Annotated in this window: 9 protein-coding genes; 2 read left to right on the top strand and 7 right to left on the bottom strand. The window is 62.8% G+C overall.

Annotation, left to right across the window (positions count from 1 at the left end):
• Complete coding sequence (locus IPM12_08505; protein MBK9147844.1) at window positions 1-2,817, top strand: MSEP-CTERM sorting domain-containing protein; 2,817 nt, start codon at window positions 1-3, stop codon at window positions 2,815-2,817.
• 256 nt (window positions 2,818-3,073) lie between these two features.
• On the opposite strand, the gene IPM12_08500 is transcribed toward IPM12_08505, so the two are convergent.
• From IPM12_08500 to IPM12_08470, 7 genes are read right to left on the bottom strand one after another with little or no spacing between them, the layout of a single operon-like run.
• Window positions 3,074-6,799 carry a response regulator gene (locus IPM12_08500; protein ID MBK9147843.1) on the bottom strand — a complete coding sequence of 1,242 codons (3,726 nt, stop codon included), beginning with the start codon at window positions 6,797-6,799 and terminating at the stop codon, window positions 3,074-3,076.
• On the bottom strand, window positions 6,796-10,422 hold the full coding sequence (locus tag IPM12_08495) for a response regulator (GenBank protein ID MBK9147842.1): 3,627 nt from the start codon (window positions 10,420-10,422) through the stop codon (window positions 6,796-6,798). Before IPM12_08495 ends, IPM12_08500 begins: the two co-directional genes overlap by 4 nt.
• A gap of 5 nt (window positions 10,423-10,427) precedes the next feature.
• Window positions 10,428-13,157 carry a tetratricopeptide repeat protein gene (locus IPM12_08490; GenBank protein ID MBK9147841.1) on the bottom strand — a complete coding sequence of 910 codons (2,730 nt, stop codon included), beginning with the start codon at window positions 13,155-13,157 and terminating at the stop codon, window positions 10,428-10,430.
• 23 nt (window positions 13,158-13,180) lie between these two features.
• Window positions 13,181-15,670, bottom strand: a complete 2,490-nt coding sequence (locus IPM12_08485) for a response regulator (protein ID MBK9147840.1) — start codon at window positions 15,668-15,670, stop codon at window positions 13,181-13,183.
• Window positions 15,671-15,676: 6 nt separating this feature from the next.
• Complete coding sequence (locus IPM12_08480) at window positions 15,677-16,324, bottom strand: response regulator transcription factor (GenBank protein ID MBK9147839.1); 648 nt, start codon at window positions 16,322-16,324, stop codon at window positions 15,677-15,679.
• Window positions 16,325-16,383: 59 nt separating this feature from the next.
• Complete coding sequence (locus tag IPM12_08475) at window positions 16,384-16,734, bottom strand: hypothetical protein (protein ID MBK9147838.1); 351 nt, start codon at window positions 16,732-16,734, stop codon at window positions 16,384-16,386.
• Between the two features lie 42 nt (window positions 16,735-16,776).
• A complete protein-coding gene (locus tag IPM12_08470; GenBank protein ID MBK9147837.1) occupies window positions 16,777-17,133 on the bottom strand; it encodes a hypothetical protein in 357 nt (118 codons plus the stop codon).
• Window positions 17,134-17,169: 36 nt separating this feature from the next.
• Here IPM12_08470 and IPM12_08465 point away from each other — a divergent pair, with 36 nt between their 5' ends.
• Window positions 17,170-18,156, top strand: coding sequence for a hypothetical protein (locus tag IPM12_08465; GenBank protein ID MBK9147836.1), 987 nt, complete (start codon window positions 17,170-17,172; stop codon window positions 18,154-18,156).
• Window positions 18,157-18,267: the final 111 nt, after the last annotated feature.

Here is an 18,267-nt window from a genome sequence, read left to right as displayed (position 1 = left end):
ATGCGCAACGCCCTCCACCCCATCGGGATCCTTATCGCGCACACGCTGCCAGCGCTGCTGCTGGCCATGCTCTACGCCGATGCGCTGAGCGTGATCCATCCGCTGCTGAATGAGGAGAGCCTTGATGCCTGGCGCTTGCTCGGCCTCAGCCTTGGCGGCGTGGTGGGGGCCTCCACCGTGTACGCGGCACTGGCCTGGTGGAAACGCGCGCAAGTGCATGTGCTTCACAGCGCGCTGATCTTCCTCGCCTATGTGCCCTTGCTGTGGATGATCGGCGAGAGCATGCGCCTCCTCTTCCCGTGGGACATCCCACGCTGGATGGTGCCGTCTGAACCCGAGCTCTATGCCTTCCGACTGCTGAGCATCCCGCTGGCGCACGCGCTCTTCGTGCTGGTGGCGCGCTCACTGCCCGAGGGTGATCGCGGCAAGCCGGTGCGCGACCTGTTGGTCGCGGCAGCCATCCCGCTGGCCGTGTACCTCTTCGTGCAAGTGGTGGAGCCCTTCCGCGGCGGCTCAGATTTCGAGGAGCACGTCTGGGTGGTGGTGATGGTCTGCCTCACCATCGGTTTCCTCTTCCTCCTCATCCGGGGCGTCACGGCCCTGGTGCTGCGCGTAGGCAACCGATCGGCACTGGCACATGCCGGGCGCGTACTGGTCGCTCTGGTGCTGCCCCTCTGGGGACTTGCGCTCAACAACGGGCTCTTCGGCGGATTCACGCGCGAGGCCGTCGGCATCTTCGGCGATCTCTCGCATCCGGCATTCTACATCATCTGCCTGCTGAACGCGGCTGCGGTGATTTGGCCATCGAGCCCTGTGCCGCTGGTGCGCTTCGGTCAGTTCATGGTGCGCGCGGCCTGCTTCCCTTACGTGATCTACTTCTTCGTGCTCTTCGTGCCGCTGCTGCCGCTGAGCGTATTGGCCATCATCGCCGTGGGCATGGGTTTCCTGCTTCTGGCACCGGTGCTGCTCTTCGTGCTGCAGAGCGTGCTGCTGTGGCAGGATGCGCGCTTCCTCCTGGCGCACCGCTCCTGGAAGGAGCTGGCGCTCGCGTTCGGCCTGGCCATGGGCCTGCTGCCCGCGGGCATCATCCTCCGCAACCTCGAGCACCGCAACACGCTTCATGGCGCGCTCCGCTATGTGTACGAGAGCGATCCCGATGAGCCCATTCGCCCGCTCGATGGCGAACGATTGGCCCATGTGCTCGCGCAGGTGGATGCGAACCGATCGCGGAACCGATGGCGCGGGAATGGTTCGGGCGGCAATACGCCCTTCCTCACGCCGCTGTACAACCGCATCGTGCTCGACCACCTGACGCTGAGCGAAGAGAAGGCCGATCTGCTGAGCCAAGTGGTGCTGGGCGTGCCGGCCGATCAGGGCGATCGCTGGCGCATGCGCGTGCCATCGAGCGCCCATACCGTGCTCGATAGCGCCTGGGCGGAGAGCCGCTATGATGCGCAGCAACAAGCCTGGCGCTCATGGGTCCACCTGAGCATCCGCAACACGGCGCAGTCGCAGGAGGAATATGTGACGGAGGTCGAATTGCCCGATGGTGCATGGATCAGCGACCACTACCTGATGATCGACGGCGATACCGCGAAGGGCATCCTCGCGGAGGAGAAGGCCGCGCTGTGGGTCTATAACAGCATTGTCACCTACCGCCGCGATCCGAGCATCCTGCGTTACACGGGGCACAACCGCGTGCAATTGCGCGTGTTCCCACTCGAGGCGGATCAGGTGCGCCGCACCGGCTTCGAGCTGCTGCATCGCGAAGCGCTTCCCCTGCGGTTCGGTGAACGCGCGCTGCAACTGGGCGACCCGTCGCGCGATCCTTCGGCTGAGCCCATTGGCAGCGGGGAGCCGGGCGTGGTATTCATGCCTGCCTCGCTGAAGCAGCATTTGGACACCTTGCGCCGCACGCCGCACGTTCACCTGATCGTTGACGCGAGCGAGGCGAATCGAGCGAAACGCCCGGAGGTGGCCGCGCGATTGCGTGGATTCGCGGCGGAGCACGGGCTCGATGCGCGCAGCGCCACGCTGCACATCACCGATGGTTACGGCAGCAGCCGGCCGTACAGCGATGAGGCACTAGAGGCGTTCGCGCACCATGCGGGCCATGGCGGCTTCTTCACCGATCGCGCCATCCGCCGCGTGATCGCGCACGACCTGGTGCAGCCCGGCCCGGAGGCGCCGTTCATCGTGATCGTGCCGAGCGAGCCCGCCTACGATGAACGCGCGCGCGGCATCTGGCTCGACGACCTGCCCGATCTGGCCGCGCTGATGCCCGAGGGCGATCGCTTCTTCGTGCTCTATGACACCGGCATGCTCGAGGAGCGCCGATTCAGCGAACCGGAGCGCAGCGTGAATGCGGAGCCTGTGCGGATCGTGCATCCGATCGTCCGTGCATGGCCCAATGCCGCCGATCCTTCGGCCTACCTGGCCGATACGCCGCAAGGAAGCGTGTCCGTCGATTACGCGCACCTGGGCAATCATTCTCCACCGCGTGAACGGTGGTGGTCGGATGCGCTGGCATTGGAGGGGCGTCAGCGCGCGCTCGCCTTGCGCGCCGTTCACAGCAGCGTGAGCTGGCGCTCGGTGGTGCGCGGCAGCTTCCAAGCGCAAGTGCTCACCCCCCAGACGGCTTGGATGTGCCTGGAGGACGAGGCGCAACGAAACGCTTTGCTGAAGAAGCAGGAGGATGTCCTCAACAGCAACGAGAGCTTGGATGTATCGGATCAAGAGATCACGAACATGAGCGAGCCGGCCATCTGGTGGCTGTTGCCTGCCTTGCTGCTTGTGCTGTGGTGGCGGCGCCGATGACGATGCGGGCAAGCGCTCGATCGGCATGGCGCGATCGGGTGATCACCGCGCAGCCCTGCCCCTTTCCTTGCTGGCGGACTCGATATGCGCCGATATCGGATCGCTGATGCGCGCCATCAACTCCGCTGGCGTGAATTGAAATGGCGCGTGGCCATACATGCCATCCATCGGATCGACGTGAACCGGCCTGACTGGTCAACCGGGCCGCGCATGTTCGCCAAGGCAGAACGCCAATGAGGTTCGAAGGTGCGCGGGGTTACCCCAGCACCCGCCCGATCTCACCGAGCAACTCCTCTTTCTTGAAGGGCTTGGGCACGAAGCCATCCATGCCCGCCTGCTCGCCAAGCTTCACTTCGGCTTCCATCACATTGGCCGTCATGGCGATGATGGGGATGCGTGCACGATCACCGGACAGCCCGCGAATGGCCCTGGTCGCATCGTAGCCGTTCATCTCGGGCATCTGCACGTCCATGAGGATCAGGTCATAGGTTCCTTTCGTCGCCTTGGCCACGGCCTCCTTCCCGTTCATGGCATGGTCCACATGAACCCCGGGGATCGCATCGGCCAGCTCGTCCATGGCCACCATGGCATTGAATGCATTGTCCTCGGCCAGGAGGATGCGGAGGCCTTCCATCAAGGGTGCATCATTGACGACCCGCTCCGGCCCAGCGGTCCCTTCACCGATGGCATAGGGTATCTCCACCGTGAAGGTGCTGCCATGTCCCGGTTCGCTGGTCAAGACGATGCTGCCGCCCTGCATCTCGACCAGGTGCTTGCTGATGGTTAGGCCAAGTCCGGTACCGCCGTATTTGCGCGTGGTGTCGCTGTAGGCCTGATCGAATTCCTTGAAGATGGCCTTCTGCTTCTCCTTCGCGATCCCGATCCCCGTATCGATCACATCCACGGCCAGGGTGAATGATCCCGACCCTTCAGGTCCACGCGGCCCGGAGCGCGCATGCATGGATACCGAACCGCGCTCCGTGAACTTGATCGCATTTCCCAGCAGGTTCAGCAGGACCTGTTGGAGGCGCGTGGGGTCGCCGACCAAAGTCGCCGGGATGCCGCGATCGAACTCCACCTCGCAGCGCAGCCCTTTCTCGTCGGCTTTCACCTGCAGCATGTCGCGCACGTGGTTGATGACGGTGCGTGGATCGAAGGCTGCGCTCTCCAGCGTGATCTTGCCCGCCTCGATCTTCGAGAGGTCGAGGATGTCGTTGATGATCACCAGCAGGTTCTCGCTGCTCTGCGCGATGGCATCGAGGTACTTGTCCTGTTCAGGCGGATGAGCTCTTCGGCGCAAGGTCCCGGTCATGCCCATGATGGCGTTCATGGGTGTGCGGATCTCATGGCTCATGTTCGCCAGGAACTGCTGCTTGATCTTCTCGCTGTGCTCGGCGCGTTCTTTCGCGGCGGTGAGCTCCTTGGTGCGTGCGACCACCGTCCGTTCCAGGTTGCGGCGTTGACGGCGGACCCCGCCGACATACGCGAAGGCGCCGCCCGCGGTCGCGATCACGCAGAGTGAGTAGAACCACCACGTGCGCCACCAAGGCGGGAGCACCTTCATCCGGAAGGTGGTGCCCTCCTTGCCCCAGATGCCGTCGCGGTTGGCCGCCCGTACCCGGAAGGTGTATTCCCCCGGGTCCAGGTTCGTGTAGATCGCACTGTTCCCATTGGTGGCATGCACCCAATCCCGATCGAAGCCTTCGAGCTTGTACTGATAGGCATGCGCGCCGGGCGAACTGAATTCCATGGCGGCGAATTCGAAGGTGACCATGTTCGCACCGTGCGGGATCTCCATGCCCTTGCTCAGGTAGGGCGGGGCCGAAAGCGGCGATCCCGGCTCACGGAACGCGACCGACCTGTTCATCAACTTCACATCGATGAGGCGCACCGCGACCGGGACGGTATCCTCGATGAGTGCCTTGGGGTCGAAATGGTTGAAGCCCTGGATGCCCCCGAAGTAGAGCGTACCGTCCTCCAGCCGGCAGTAGGCGTAGCGGTTGAACTCATCCCCCTGGAGCCCATCGGCGGCGGTGAAGTTCCTGAAGGTCGATGATGCGGGATCGAAGCGCGACAAACCCTTGTTGGTGCTCATCCACAGGTGGCCCTGGTCATCGGCCAGCACGCCATACACCACGTTGTTCGGCAATCCGTGGTGCGTGGTGAATCGCCGAACACGCCCTGTCTTCTTATCGAACCGGTTCAACCCACCGCCGTTCGTGCCGATCCAGAGATACCGGTCCGGAGCTTTGGGATCCGGCGCGATCGTGAAGATCATGTCGTGTGAAAGGGTGGTGCTGTCGGCGGCGCTGCTCGCATGATGGTCCCACGTATTCGAGGCCGGATCGAACCGCAACAAGCCCTTCATGGTACCCAGCCAGAAGATGCCCGATGCGTCCTGGTGGATGCATTGCAGGAAGAGGTAGGGACGATGCTCGGCGGGTATCGGATAGGGGAACGACCGCTGTTCATGGGTGTATCGATCAAAGCGATGAAAGGCTTCGCCGGCACCGAACCACAGCCCGCTCCCTGTATCCAGATGCATGGGGAAGCAGTAGGTCGAGAAGTTGCGGGATCCCTGTGCCGTCCGTTCCGTGAAGCGCTGCAGTATGCGCGCCTCGTGATCGTAGCGCTCCAGCTGGCCGATGCTCATCCAGTAGATGCCATCCATATCCTGCACGGTTGAACTGTGTTCCGCGACCTCCTCCTTGAACCCGGTCCGCTCGCGCAGATCGTTCAATTCCAGATCCATGGTGTATGTGTCACTCTTCGGATCCAGGACCATGAGCCGTCCCCGGGAGTGCAGGATCATTCGGCCGTCGTTCACAGGCGCCATCCAACCCAGCGAGGTTTCCGGATGGGTGTGGAACCGCTCCACGCGCGGATCATAGATGAGGATGCCGTAGCCCGATGTGCCGATCCAGATGAGGCCGGAGCGATCCATGTACGCCACTCTCGCGTTCTCGACCACCTCCACGAGATTGGGGTCTCGTGCGGTGACACGGGTGAGCCTGCCGGCGTGCGGATCGAACCGCCAGCAACCCACAAGACCAGACATCCAGATCCGACCCATCCCATCGATCGCCGGTTCGGGTGTGGCCATGGCCACCACGAGTCCGGGATCGCTGAATAGGGAATGCGCGGATCGCGTCGCAGGTTCGTACTCCACGACACCGTGTCCGTGCACCCCGTAGTTCCTGGATCGCACCGTGTCCTCGATCATTAGCGGGTCGAACCAGGGGCGTGCGGCGGATGAAGGATCGCCTTTCAAGGGCGCGTACCAATGGGACACCGAACGTGCGCTGTGCCGATGGCCGTCGATCACGAGGGTATCAATGAGGAAGGGCTCCGTGCGCGTGTCGATGGTGAATGCGAATTGGCTCGTTACGAAACCGTACAGCCGCCCATCGCCGTTGATATCCCCCCGGACCATCTCATTCGCGTGCAGAATGGGTTCGATCCCGATGACGCCGCCTCCCGCATCGAGCTCAAGCCGGTTGAGCCCCTTCTCGGTGGATACCCATAGGTTGCCCGCTTCGTCCTCATCGATCGATGCGATGTAGCATCCGAGCAGGCGCCGGGGATCGGATGGTACGCTTCCATCACTGCCCTTTCCGCAATGGATGTGAACGAAGGTCTCCGTGGTCCGGTCAAAGAGATCGAGCCCCACGTTGGTGCCCACCCAGAGGCGGCCACGTCGATCCTCATAGAGCGTGCTGATGAAGCTGTCCGCCACGGTCGTGGTGTCCATCGCATCGTTCCGGTACACCTTGAAATGGTAGCCGTCATAGCGGTTCAAGCCATCTTTCGTGGCGAACCACATGAAGCCATGGCGGTCCTGCAGGATGTAATGGATCATGCCCTGCGACAGGCCATCCTCGATCGTGAGCGAACGGAAGGGAAGCGCGATGGTATCGTACTGAGCGCTGCCTGTGCTGCGCATCAAGGCCATCAGGATGAATAGGAAGACCCCTCGCTTCATGTTCCTGTCCCTGTTCGTGCGAGTACCCTTTGCAATGCCGCCATGAGCTCTTCCCGCTTGAACGGCTTGGGCACGAACGCATCCATGCCTGCCTCCATGCAACGGTCCACTTCCGCCTGCATCACATTGGCCGTAAGGGCGATGATCGGCACGCGCGCCTTCTCGCTCCGCATGGCCCGGATGGCCCGTGTGGCCTGATAGCCGTCCAAGACCGGCATCTGCACGTCCATGAGCACCACATCGTACCGCTGCTCGCGCACCCGTGCCACCGCTTCCTCGCCATTGGAAGCCACATCGACGCGAACGCCGGGAATGAGATCCTCGAGCTCGTCCTGCGCCACCATCACATTGAAGGAATTGTCCTCCGCCAGCAAGATCCTCAGCTCCTTCAGCATGAGTCCCCGGATCTGCTGCGGCTCCTCACCCGAGGGTCTTGTCGCATGCGCCGAAGCCGCCATCGTTGGAACGCCGGTGGCCTGGTCCCTGGTGACGAAATACATGTCCATGTCCCCTTTGCCCTTGGCCTTCACCTTTCCACGCGCCACGAAGTGGAGGCCCGGTTCGTCCTTCACCAAGGCGTAGGTGCCACCACTGATGTTCACGCGCCCCGCCTCACCAGCTGATTCCATGCGGCTGGCGATGTTCACCGTATCGCCCCAGACATCGTACTGGAACTTGCGCCGGCCCACGATGCCCGCGACCACCGGACCCGTATGGATGCCGACGCGCATGGTGAACGCGGGCCGGCCCAGTGCATCGCATTCAGCCTTCCGCTCGGCCATGATCTCCTGCATCTCCAACGCCGCCTGCACCGCGGCCTGCGGCATGCCCTCCGAAGGCTCGGGCACGCCACCAGCAGCCATGTATGCATCGCCGATGGTCTTGATCTTCTCGATGCCATACTTCTCCATGATGCGGTCGAAGGCATTGAAGCACACGTTCAGTTCGTCGACGAGCTCCGCTGGGGCGAGCTGCTCGCTGATGCCGGTGAAGCCCACGAAATCGCTGAACAGGATCGTGACCTGGTCATAGTGCCTGGCTTCCGCCTGACCCATGCGCTTGAGCTCCGCGGCGATCTCGGCGGGCAGGATGTTCTTCAGCAATTCGTCGCTGCGGTCCTTCTCGCGGCTCAGCTCATGGGTGCGGACCCGCACGGTCATCTCCAGTTTCCTGCGCTGGCGCCGCACGTTGCGGATGTATAGGACGACAGCTCCGGCCACCGCGAGTACCATGAGCGCATAGAACCATCCTGTCCGCCACCATGGCGGGGTGATTACCAGTGAGAAGGAGGCGGGCGGCTCGCCCCACTCGCCATTGCGCTTCCGGCCCCATACCCGGAAGGTGTATCCGCCCGGATCCAGGTTGGTGTACACGGCATTGTTGCTCGTGCCGGACTCGATCGGCTCGGGGTCGAAGCCTTGGAGCTGGTAGCGGAATTCATTGCGCTCCGGGTGCGCCAGATCCATGTTGGCGAACTGGAAGGTGATCATGTTGGCGCTGTGCGGGATGGTCAGCTTCCGGGCCAGGAAGGCCGGTGCGTCCAGTCGGTCATCCGGACCACCGAAGGAGAGTGAGCGGTTGAGCACCTTGATATCCGTGATGGTCACCATGGCCTGCTGATCATCGTCCTCGAGGTCCATGGGAGCGAACTGGTTGAAGCCCTGCACCCCTCCGAAGAAGAAGGTGCCGTCGTCGAGGCTGCAGAAGGCATTGCGATTGAACTCGTCGCCCTGCAGGCCGTCGCGCGCATCGAAGTTCCGCACCGCCCTCGTGCGTGGATCGAAGCGGCAGATGCCTTTGTTGGTGCTCATCCAAAGCCGCCCCTTCGCATCCGCCAGCATGCCGTAGATCACGTCGTTGGGCAGGCCGTCGCGGATGCCGAATCGATCGCAGCGGCCCGAACGCTTATCGAAGCGGTTGAGCCCGCCGCCGTTGGTCCCGATCCACAGGTAGCGCTCTGGTTCTGCCGGGTCGGGCAGGATGGAGAAGATGAGGTCGAAGCTCAGGGAGCTGCTGTCGGCGGCATCGTGCCGATGATGCGTCCACGCCCCCGTCGCAGGATCCAACCGGAGCAGTCCGCTCACCGTGCCGATCCAGAGCACGCGGTCGGCATCCATGTGCGCGGCCTGCGCGAAGAGGTAGGGCGTGTGCCGCGGTACGATGGGGTAGCGGTGGTGCGTGTAGCGGCCGGTGCGCTTGTCGAACATGCAGAATGCGCTGTCGGTGCCGAACCACAGCAGGTCCTTGCCCTCGGGGATCAACGGGAAGAAACCTTTGCGACGGGCGAGCTGGCGGCCATCGGCATCCTGCAGTGGATGGTGGGTCACCTTCCGCGTGATGGGGTCGAAGTGGATCAGGGCGCCTTTTGACATCCAGTAGCTTCCGTCGTCATCCATGATCGCCGCGTGGGTCTCGGGCATCAGTCCCTGGAATTGCGCGCGCAATTGTGGATCGTTGTCCTTGAGGTCGATCACATAGCGCCCCAGCTTCGGGTCGAATACGCGGAGGAAGGTGCCTGGCCGCTGGCAGATCATCCGTCCATCGCGTGTGCCTTGCATCCAGTACACGCTGCCGTCGAGCCTGGCCCTCAAGTGCTCGGTGCGGGTGTCATACGTGAGGATGCCATAGCCTTTGGTGCCGACCCACAGCAGTCCGTTCCCATCCAGGTGCGAGACCGATACATCGCGCAGGAACGATGCCAGGCCGGGATCGCGCGCCTGGACCTGTGACATGCGATGGCTGTTGACATCGAATCGCCAGAGCTCCACGCTCGGTATCCAGATCACGCCATTGGCGTCGATGGCCGCCTGATCGAATTCCAGTCGCGAGCCGCCAGGGTATTGCACCTGATGGATGATCCGGGGTTGCAGTGTGGATGTGTCGTACTCGGCAATGAAGTAGGGATGCATCGCGAATACGCGACCGTTGGCCGGATGCACAAGGAAGTTCCCGTTGACGTTGGTGTTGGGGTCCGTGTTCCAAGGGCCGTCGCGCAATGGCTCCATGCTGAGCGTGTCGATCCGGTCAGGTCCTTCGGCAGCAGGGTGGATGCGGAAATTGCCGGTGGCGAACAGATAGCACCAGAGCTTCCCACTTAGGTCCTTCGTCATGCGGCATTGCCGGGTGAAGTACCGCCGGACGACCTGCGGCCCAGCTGCGGCGCGATCCACCTTGAAGAGGCCTTTGTCCGTGGCTACCCAAACGTTGCCGTGTTCATCATTCACCACATGGTACACGTAGGATGCGTTCCCTTCCGACCCCAGATCGACGTGTCTGAACCGCTCGGTCCGTCGGTCCATCACATCAAGCCCCTTCGAAGCAGTGCCCACCCAGAGCGCGCCGTCGGTGCCCTCGCTCAGCGCGGTGATGTAGTTCTCCCGGAGCGTGGTGCTATCCGCGGCATCGTTCCGGTACACCTTGAAGCTGTACCCATCATAGCGGTTCAGCCCGTCCTTGGTGGCGAACCACAGGAAGCCGAAGCGGTCCTCCATGATGGCATTCACCATGCCTTGCGATAGGCCGTCCTCGATGGTGAGCGCCCGGAACGGCAGGCGCAGCGTATCGTGCTGCGCCCCGGACAGCAAGGGCATTGCGGCAGAGACGAGGAGCGCTATGGCGTTCATCCGGTTCATGTTCGTTCCCTGCTCTGCAGCGCCCGCGACAGTGCCTCGACCAGCTCCGTCCGCTGGAATGGCTTGGGTACATGGCCATTCATGCCGGCTTCGATGCATCGATCAAGATCGGACTTGATCACATTGGCTGTCATGGCCAGGATCGGCACTTGGGATCTCGGCCCGTTCAGCGCACGGATCGCTCGGGCGGCGTCGTAGCCGTTCATCTCGGGCATCTGCACATCCATGAGGACGACATCATAGTGATTGGTCCGTGCAAGCGCCACTGCTTCGAAGCCGTTCACCACGGCATCGACCTGCACACCGGGTATCGCGTCCATCAGTTCATCCTGAGCCACCATCACATTGAAGGCGTTGTCGTCGGCGAGCAGGATGCGGAGGTCGCGCATGTCAAGCGCCGGGGCTCCCAACGCACCGTGGTCAAGGGCGCTCGCGCGATCGAAGGGGATGCGGGCGGTGAAGGTGCTTCCCGCCCCCACGGTGCTTTCCACCGTCAAGGTGCCGTGCTGCAGGTCCACCAGCCGCTTGCTGATCGTGAGGCCCAGACCGGTGCCGCCGAGCTTATGGGCATTGGTGCTGTACGCCTTGGTGAATTCCTCGAAGATGCTCTCCAATCGGTCCGCTGGGATGCCGGTGCCGGTGTCCTTGACCGAGAAGTTCAAGAAGACACGGCCCGCGGGACCGTCCTCGCACGTGGTGATCACCATCACGGTTCCCTGCGATGTGAACTTGATCGCATTGCCCAGCAGGTTCTCCAGGATCTGCTTCACCCGTGTGGGGTCGCCCAGCACGGCTTTCGGGACCTGAGGCGCCACATCGACTACGATCCGGATGCCTTTTGCCCGGGCGCGATCCCGCACAGTGGCCAGGGCCTGGTCCACGATCCGGGCTGGACCGAAGGGTACGTTCTCCAGTTCCAACCGGCCGGCGTCGAGCTTGCTCATGTCCAGGATATCATTCAGGATATGCAGCAGTCCGTCCGCGCTTTCGGCCATCGCATCCAGGTGTGGGCGCTGCTCAGGCCGGTGTTCATTGCGGCGCAGGATCCCCGTCATGCCCATGATCGCGTTCATCGGCGTGCGGATCTCGTGGCTCATGTTGGCCAGAAAGCGCTCCTTGAACTTCTCGCTCTGCTCAGCCCGGGTCTTCGCGCGCATGAGCTCCCGTCGCTGCTTTTCCATGCGTCGCTTGCCGCGTGCCGTGTACCGCAGGCGTGCGAACAGCCCGATGGCCAGCACGGCGAAGATGGAACCACCTGCAAGGTAGAGGTACTGCTGCTGGCGCCCGGCGTCCAGGGCCGCTTGTCGCTCTTCACGCTGCAAGGCATCCTCGGCGCGGATCCGAAGCCGGTCCTGCTCCAGATCATGCTTCATCATCTGCCGGTTCACCTCCGACTCATCGGAGCGTGCACGCGCTGAATCGCGCGCCGAGAGATAGCGTCGATGCGCGATGTAGGCGCGCTCATCATCGCCGCGTTCCCGATGGAGCTTGAACAGGTCGTGATGGCACGACGCCGATCCAGCATGATCGTTCGCGGCCCTTGCGTGCTCGATGCCAGCAGTCAGTGCGACGATGGCCTGGTCCACCGATCCGTTGGCTACCAGGATGGTCGCCAGCTGCCGGCTCAGTTCAGGAAAGTACTTGCGGTCGCTCGTGGTGCCCAGCAGGTCCAGCGCGGATCGCATCTGCGCCAACGCCTCCTCGTTCTCGCCGATGGCAAGCAGTTCCTCGGCGATGGCGGCACGGGCCCTGGCTGCGGAGGTGATCATGGTGGCACGCAAGAACTCGCGCTCTGAGCCTTGGAGCATGGTGATGGCCTCGCGGTGCGCGCCTTGCCTGGAATGGATGGACGCGAGGTAGCGCATCGAATGCCCCATGCCATCGAACGACCCGATCCGGGTGCGCAGCTCCAGCGCGCGGCTGTGCCAGTATCTGGCGCTATCGAGCTGGCCTGAGCCGAACCACGCTGTGCCAAGGTCATTGTAGGCGATGGCCACCCCGATGGGATCCCCGGACCCTTCATAGATGGAGCGTGCGGTGCTGAAGTAGCGGAGCGCTTCAGGCCAGTTCTTCGTGTGGCGGTACACCGCGCCGATGAGGATGTTGTTCCAACCCTTCGCCGAGGATGCGCCCAGCCGCATCACCACGGGCAAGGCGGTCAGGTGGTATTCCAAGGCCGTGGATGGATCGCCCATGATGCGGTAGTACTCCCCGGCGGTATTGGTGCACTCCGCGACCTTCAGGGTGTCACCATCCGCTTCATGGATGATGATCGCTTGCTGCACATGGCGGATGGCTTCAACGAAACGACCATCATCTTGCATGATCTCACCAGTGTACAGGTGAGCGGTGGCTTCACCCTGGCGGTCAGCGATCGCGCGGAAGATCCGCAGGGCGCCGTCCAGCAGCGCGGTTCCTTTGATCGATCCGGACACACGGCCCAGCGCCGCGAGCGATCGCGCCCTGCTCCGCTCGATCGCATCCTGCACATCCGGCCCTTCCGCTTGCGCCCTGCGCTCAGCCCAGCGCTCGGCCAGTTCCAATGCTCCACGGGCCACGGATCCCGCGCTGTCCCACTGATACAAGGCCCAATGGCGCTCCGATCGCCGGATCAGTTCCTCGAATCGTGCCGTGTCTTCGGGCCACGCGAGTCCCCGGGCCCCTGCCTGCGCGGATGCCGTGCCGGTTCCCAACATGATCAGGAGCGGGATCGCCCCGATGATCATGCGTGCTATGGAAGGGGACCGCGTCATGATCCACGCGGTCCGTTCATGATCGCTGAGGCCAGTTTCTCCAGGAGGTCCTTGCGCTCGAAGGGTTTCGGCACGAACGCGTTCATGCCAACGGCCATGCAGCGGTCCACCTCGCTCTTCAGCACATTGGCGGTCATGGCCACGATCGGCACGCGTCCCCGATCGCCGGGCAGCGCGCGGATCGCCCCGGTGGCCTCGAACCCGTTCATCTCCGGCATCTGGATGTCCATCAGGATCGCATCGTATGTTCCGGTGGAGGCCTTCTCCACGGCGATGCGGCCGTTGGAAGCCACATCGATATGCACCCCGGGGATCGCGTCCTGCAATTCGTCCTGCGCCACCATCACATTGAACTCATTGTCCTCGACGAGCAGGATCCTCTTTCCCTCAAGCGAGATCACGGGTGCGGCGGCTTCACGCCCATCGACCGCTGCGATCCCGACCACCTTGGCGTACGGAATCTCCACGGTGAATGTGGAGCCCTGCTCCGGCGTGCTTTCCACGCTCACCGTCCCGCCCTGCAATTCGATCAGGCGCTTGGTAATGGTGAGGCCCAGCCCGGTGCCGCCGAACTTCCTTGTGGTGTCGCTGTACGCCTGTGTGAACTCCTCGAAGATCTCGTTGATGCGCTCTTGGCGGATGCCGATGCCCGTATCACGCACGCTGAAGCGGAGGGTGATCGGATCCATTCCAGCCTCAGCCACGCCGTTGTGCTCGTTGAAGAGCACGCTCACCGCGATGGTCACACCGCCTTTCTCGGTGAACTTGATGGCGTTGCCCACCAGGTTGAGCATGATCTGGTTGAGCCGTGTGGGATCGCCGATGACGTGCGAAGGGACCTCCGGGCTGCAGCGCAACTCCAGCTTCAGGCCTTTCTCCTCGGCCTTGAACCGAAGGATGTCGAGCACGTTCCCCAGTACCGTGCGTGGATCCATGGCCACACGTTCCAATTCCACCTTGCCGGCTTCGAGCTTGCCGAGGTCGAGGACATCGTTGAGGATCACCAGCAGGTTGCTGGAGCTCTGCGCGATGGCATCCAGATAGCGGTCCTGGCCCGGCAGGCGTTCGCCGCGCCGCAGCATCGCGGTGAGCCCGATGATGGCGTTCATCGGCGTGCGGATCTCGTGGCTCATGTTGGCCAGGAACTGCTCCTTGACCTTCTCCGAGCGCTCGGCACGCGCGACCTCCTGCTCGATCAGGGCGTTGCCGGCGGCGAGCTCAAGGCCCAATCTGCGGGAGTGGCGGAGCCGGCTCCAGAGCCCGCCCGCCAATGCCAGGGCCGCCAGCCCCAAGAAGAGGAAAATGTTCCGCCGGGTGCGCGTCCTCGTGACACTGGCCTCGAACACCACCCGTTCCCGGCCATGCTTCTCGACCCGCAGCAGGCTGTCGCGCACCTGCTCCTGCTGCATCTCCAACCGGGCCATCTCCGTCGCGGTGGCATCGTTGCGCATGCTGTCGTGGAGGGTCTCGAACGCGAGGGAATGATCTAGGGCCTCCGTGTACCGGCCCAGTGCCGCGCACACTTCCGGCAGGATGAACAGGTTGTCCAGTGATTCCTTCATCAATCCCTTCTCCTTCGCCAATGCCAGCCCACGCTGACCGTAGGCAAGGGCTGCGGCGTTGTCCCCCTGCTTGTGCGCGACTTCCGACAAGCGCGCCAGCGTGTAACTCGTCCAAGTGGCGTTCCGCGCTTCCTCGAACGCAGTGAGCGCATCATGGAGCAGATCGTGCGCACCATCCAGGTCGTTCAGCTTGATGCGGATGTTCGCCAGTTCGACATGGATCACCATCATGCGCCGCTGGTTCCCCGAGCGCGTACTGAGCGCGAGCGCCTGCTCGTACAGGACCGCTGCGGAGTCCAAGCGCTCGCGCTCCAGCAGGATCCCGGCCTCGCCGCGCATCGCATCGACCATGAGCATCGGGTCATTCACGGACCGGCCGACCTCACCAGCCTTCCGGTACATCTCAAGGGCTTTGTCAAGATCCTCCTGGTACCGGAAAATGAAGGCCAGCCCGAGCAAGGCCTGAGCTTCCTCCTCCGCGGGCCCCGTGCGTTGCAGGATCGACAAGGCGTCGAAGTAGGCGCGCATGGACGCATGCTGGTCGCCGCTGAGCGAGCGCACCGAGGCCAGGTCCATGGTGGCCATGGCGAGCGCCACTTCATCACCGCTGGCCTTGAAGATCCCCATGGCCCGCTGCGAGGCCGCGATGGCCGGTGCGAAGGCGGATCGCTGGATGTGCAGGTCGGCCAGCAGCAGCCAGGACCAACCGTCCCCGGCAGCGGTATCGGCCAGCACGCGGCGGGCCTGTGGATCGTCGAGCAACGCGGCTGCGGGTACCGACCGATCGCGGAGCAGGGAGTGCCAGATCCGGACGCGGTGCTCGGACCTCAACCCTGGCTTCCCGGCCTCGGCCAGCAAGCTGTCAGCAGGATGTGCCGCCGAAGTACAGGCGAGCAGCAACAGGAAGGGCACCAACCATCTCATGATGGGCTATGGGGTGAAGAGCCCTTTGGTCATGGCATACACCACGATCCCTGCCGTGTTCCGTGCCCCGGTCTTCAGCAGGATGTTGTTGCGATAGCCCTCCACGGTGCGTGGGCTCAGGAAAAGTTTGCCGGCGATCTCCGTGGTGGTGAGCTCCTTGCAGATCAGTTGGAGCACCTCGAGCTCGCGCTCTGTGAGCGCATCACGTTCGCTGAAGGTGGGCTTCACCTTCTTGTCCTTCACCAAGCCATGCAGCATGAGGCGGGAGACCCTGTCGCTGAAGTAGTAGCCGCTCTCGGCCACGGACCGTATGGCGTTCTCGATCTCTTCGGGCTCGGCGGTCTTCAACACATAGCCACGCGCACCCAGTTCCATCAGTTGCACAATGGAGCGCTCGTCGGCATGCATGCTCAGCACGATCACCTTCAGGTCCTTGAAGTCCTGCCGTATCCGGTGCATGGTCTCCTTGCCGTCCATCACCGGCATTTCCAGGTCAAGCAGGACGATATCGACCGGCACCACGGCGATCGCCTTCAAGAGATCCGCTCCGTGCGCACATTCCAAGGTCACCTCCACACCGGGCATCTCCTGGAGCAGAATGGCCAGCCCCTTGCGGAACAGGGTCTGGTCATCGGCGAGCGCGATCCGGATCATGGTGGCAAGATCGCTCTGGCCTCCTTGTCGAGCATGCGTATTTCTACGGGTTCTGCCTCCTAGCTCCCCCCGCCGAGCCAAGCCCGCAGCTCGTCCAGGATCCCTGCATTCGACCGCACGCATTCCAGGACATTGTCCCGGCATGCAGCCGCACCCAGCGCACGTGCATCACGCTCAATGGCCGTGAGGCGGTCGAACACCTGCTGGGCGCCCATATAATTCACCTGCGGGCGCAGGCTGTGCGCTGCAACGGCAAGGCCTTCGGCATCACCGGCCTCCACCTTGGCCAGCAGGTCCTGATACAGGGCCGGTGATCCCTGGATGTACATGTTCACATAGCGCTCCATGCGCGAGCGGTCCTCCTTGCAGAACCGCTTCAAGTAGTCGAGGTCGATATTCCTTCCTTCCATGGCCTGCTTGTATCTGCACGATAGGTGCGGCAACGACCGCAATCAACGTTCTGACAATGGCTGCACAAAGTACATCTCCATTTCTCCCTTCCCCTTCGCTTGCACCTTGCCGCGCGGCGTGAACGTGAACATCGGGCCTTCGTTGAGCGGAGACGAAGCGTCCCTCAACAGCGCATACGTCGCTTCGCTAATGTTCACCTGTCCCACCTCGCCGCTGCTCTCCATTCGGCTGGCGGTGTTCACCGTATCGCCCCAGATATCATACTGGAACTTCTTCACGCCCACGATGCCGGCCACAACAGGGCTTGTGTGGATGCCGATGCGTATCTTGAAGTACAGAAGCCCACGGAGATCTTCCATGCCTTGCGCTGGGCGATGGTCACGTATCCCGAACGGCATCGTGAATTCACCATCTTCACGGCTTGAATAACCGGCATGTACATCAAACGCAACTACGGCTTCTTCATGACCTTCAACTGGTCCAGGAAGCCGTTCCTCGTCGGGCTGGTTTACGCATCGGCCATCAATGTCACGATTTACCTGCTTGGAGCGGAGTTCAGCGTCCCGTGGCAGCCCATCAGTGTGATCGGCATCGCAGTGGCCTTCTACCTCGGCTTCAAGAATAACAGCTCGTACGACCGCACATGGGAGGCGCGCAAGATCTGGGGCGGCATCGTGAACAGCAGTCGCACCTTTGGCGCAGCGCTCTGCGCCTTCCTGCAGGGTGAAGAGGCCCCGGCTTTGCGCCGGGAGCTCATTTACCGGCACATCGCATGGCTCACCGCGCTGCGCCACCAGCTCCGCATGCCGCGCAGTTGGGAACACCCCTTGGAGCAAGAGCGCAGCGTGAACCTGCCACGCACCAGTGAAGTGCCAGGGCCGGTTTGCGAGGCGGAGATGTCCAAGTACCTCAGCGTTGAGGAGCTCTCCGCTGTTTACAAGCACAGCAACCTGGCAGCCCAGTTGCTGCGCAACCAGAGCGTGAGGCTACAGGAGTTGCGCGATGCGGGTTACTTCGAGGACTTCCGCCACATGGAATTCCATGGGCTTATCAAGGAATTGTACGCTGACCAGGGACGTGCTGAGCGCATCAAGAATTTCCCCTTCCCGCGTCAGTATGCCAGCACAGCCCTTTGGCTCACCATGGTCTTCGCGGTGTTCGTGCCGCTGGGCCTGCTGGATGTCATCGACCCTGGCGCAGGTTGGCTATTCTGGATCTCTCCCTTCCTCAGCGCGCTCATCATCTGGATCTTCTTCCTCATGGAGATGATCGGCGACTACTCCGAGAACCCCTTCGAAGGCACTTACAACGATGTGCCCATCACAGCCATCGCCCGCGGCATCGAGATCGACATGCGCGAGATGATCGGTGACCGTGATATCCCGGGACCGGCCGAACAGGAGAACGGTTTCCTGATGTAAAACCCTGTGTGGGCACCGTGATCTATTGACCTAGGCGCTCCACGAAGTACATCTCCATCTCTCCCTTGTCCTTCGCCTGCGCTTTGCCACGCGGTGTAAGGCCACGCCGAC

The organism is Flavobacteriales bacterium, from assembly GCA_016716605.1.
GTDB lineage: Bacteria > Bacteroidota > Bacteroidia > Flavobacteriales_F > PHOS-HE28 > PHOS-HE28.
This window is presented reverse-complemented; position numbering and strand designations above follow the sequence as displayed.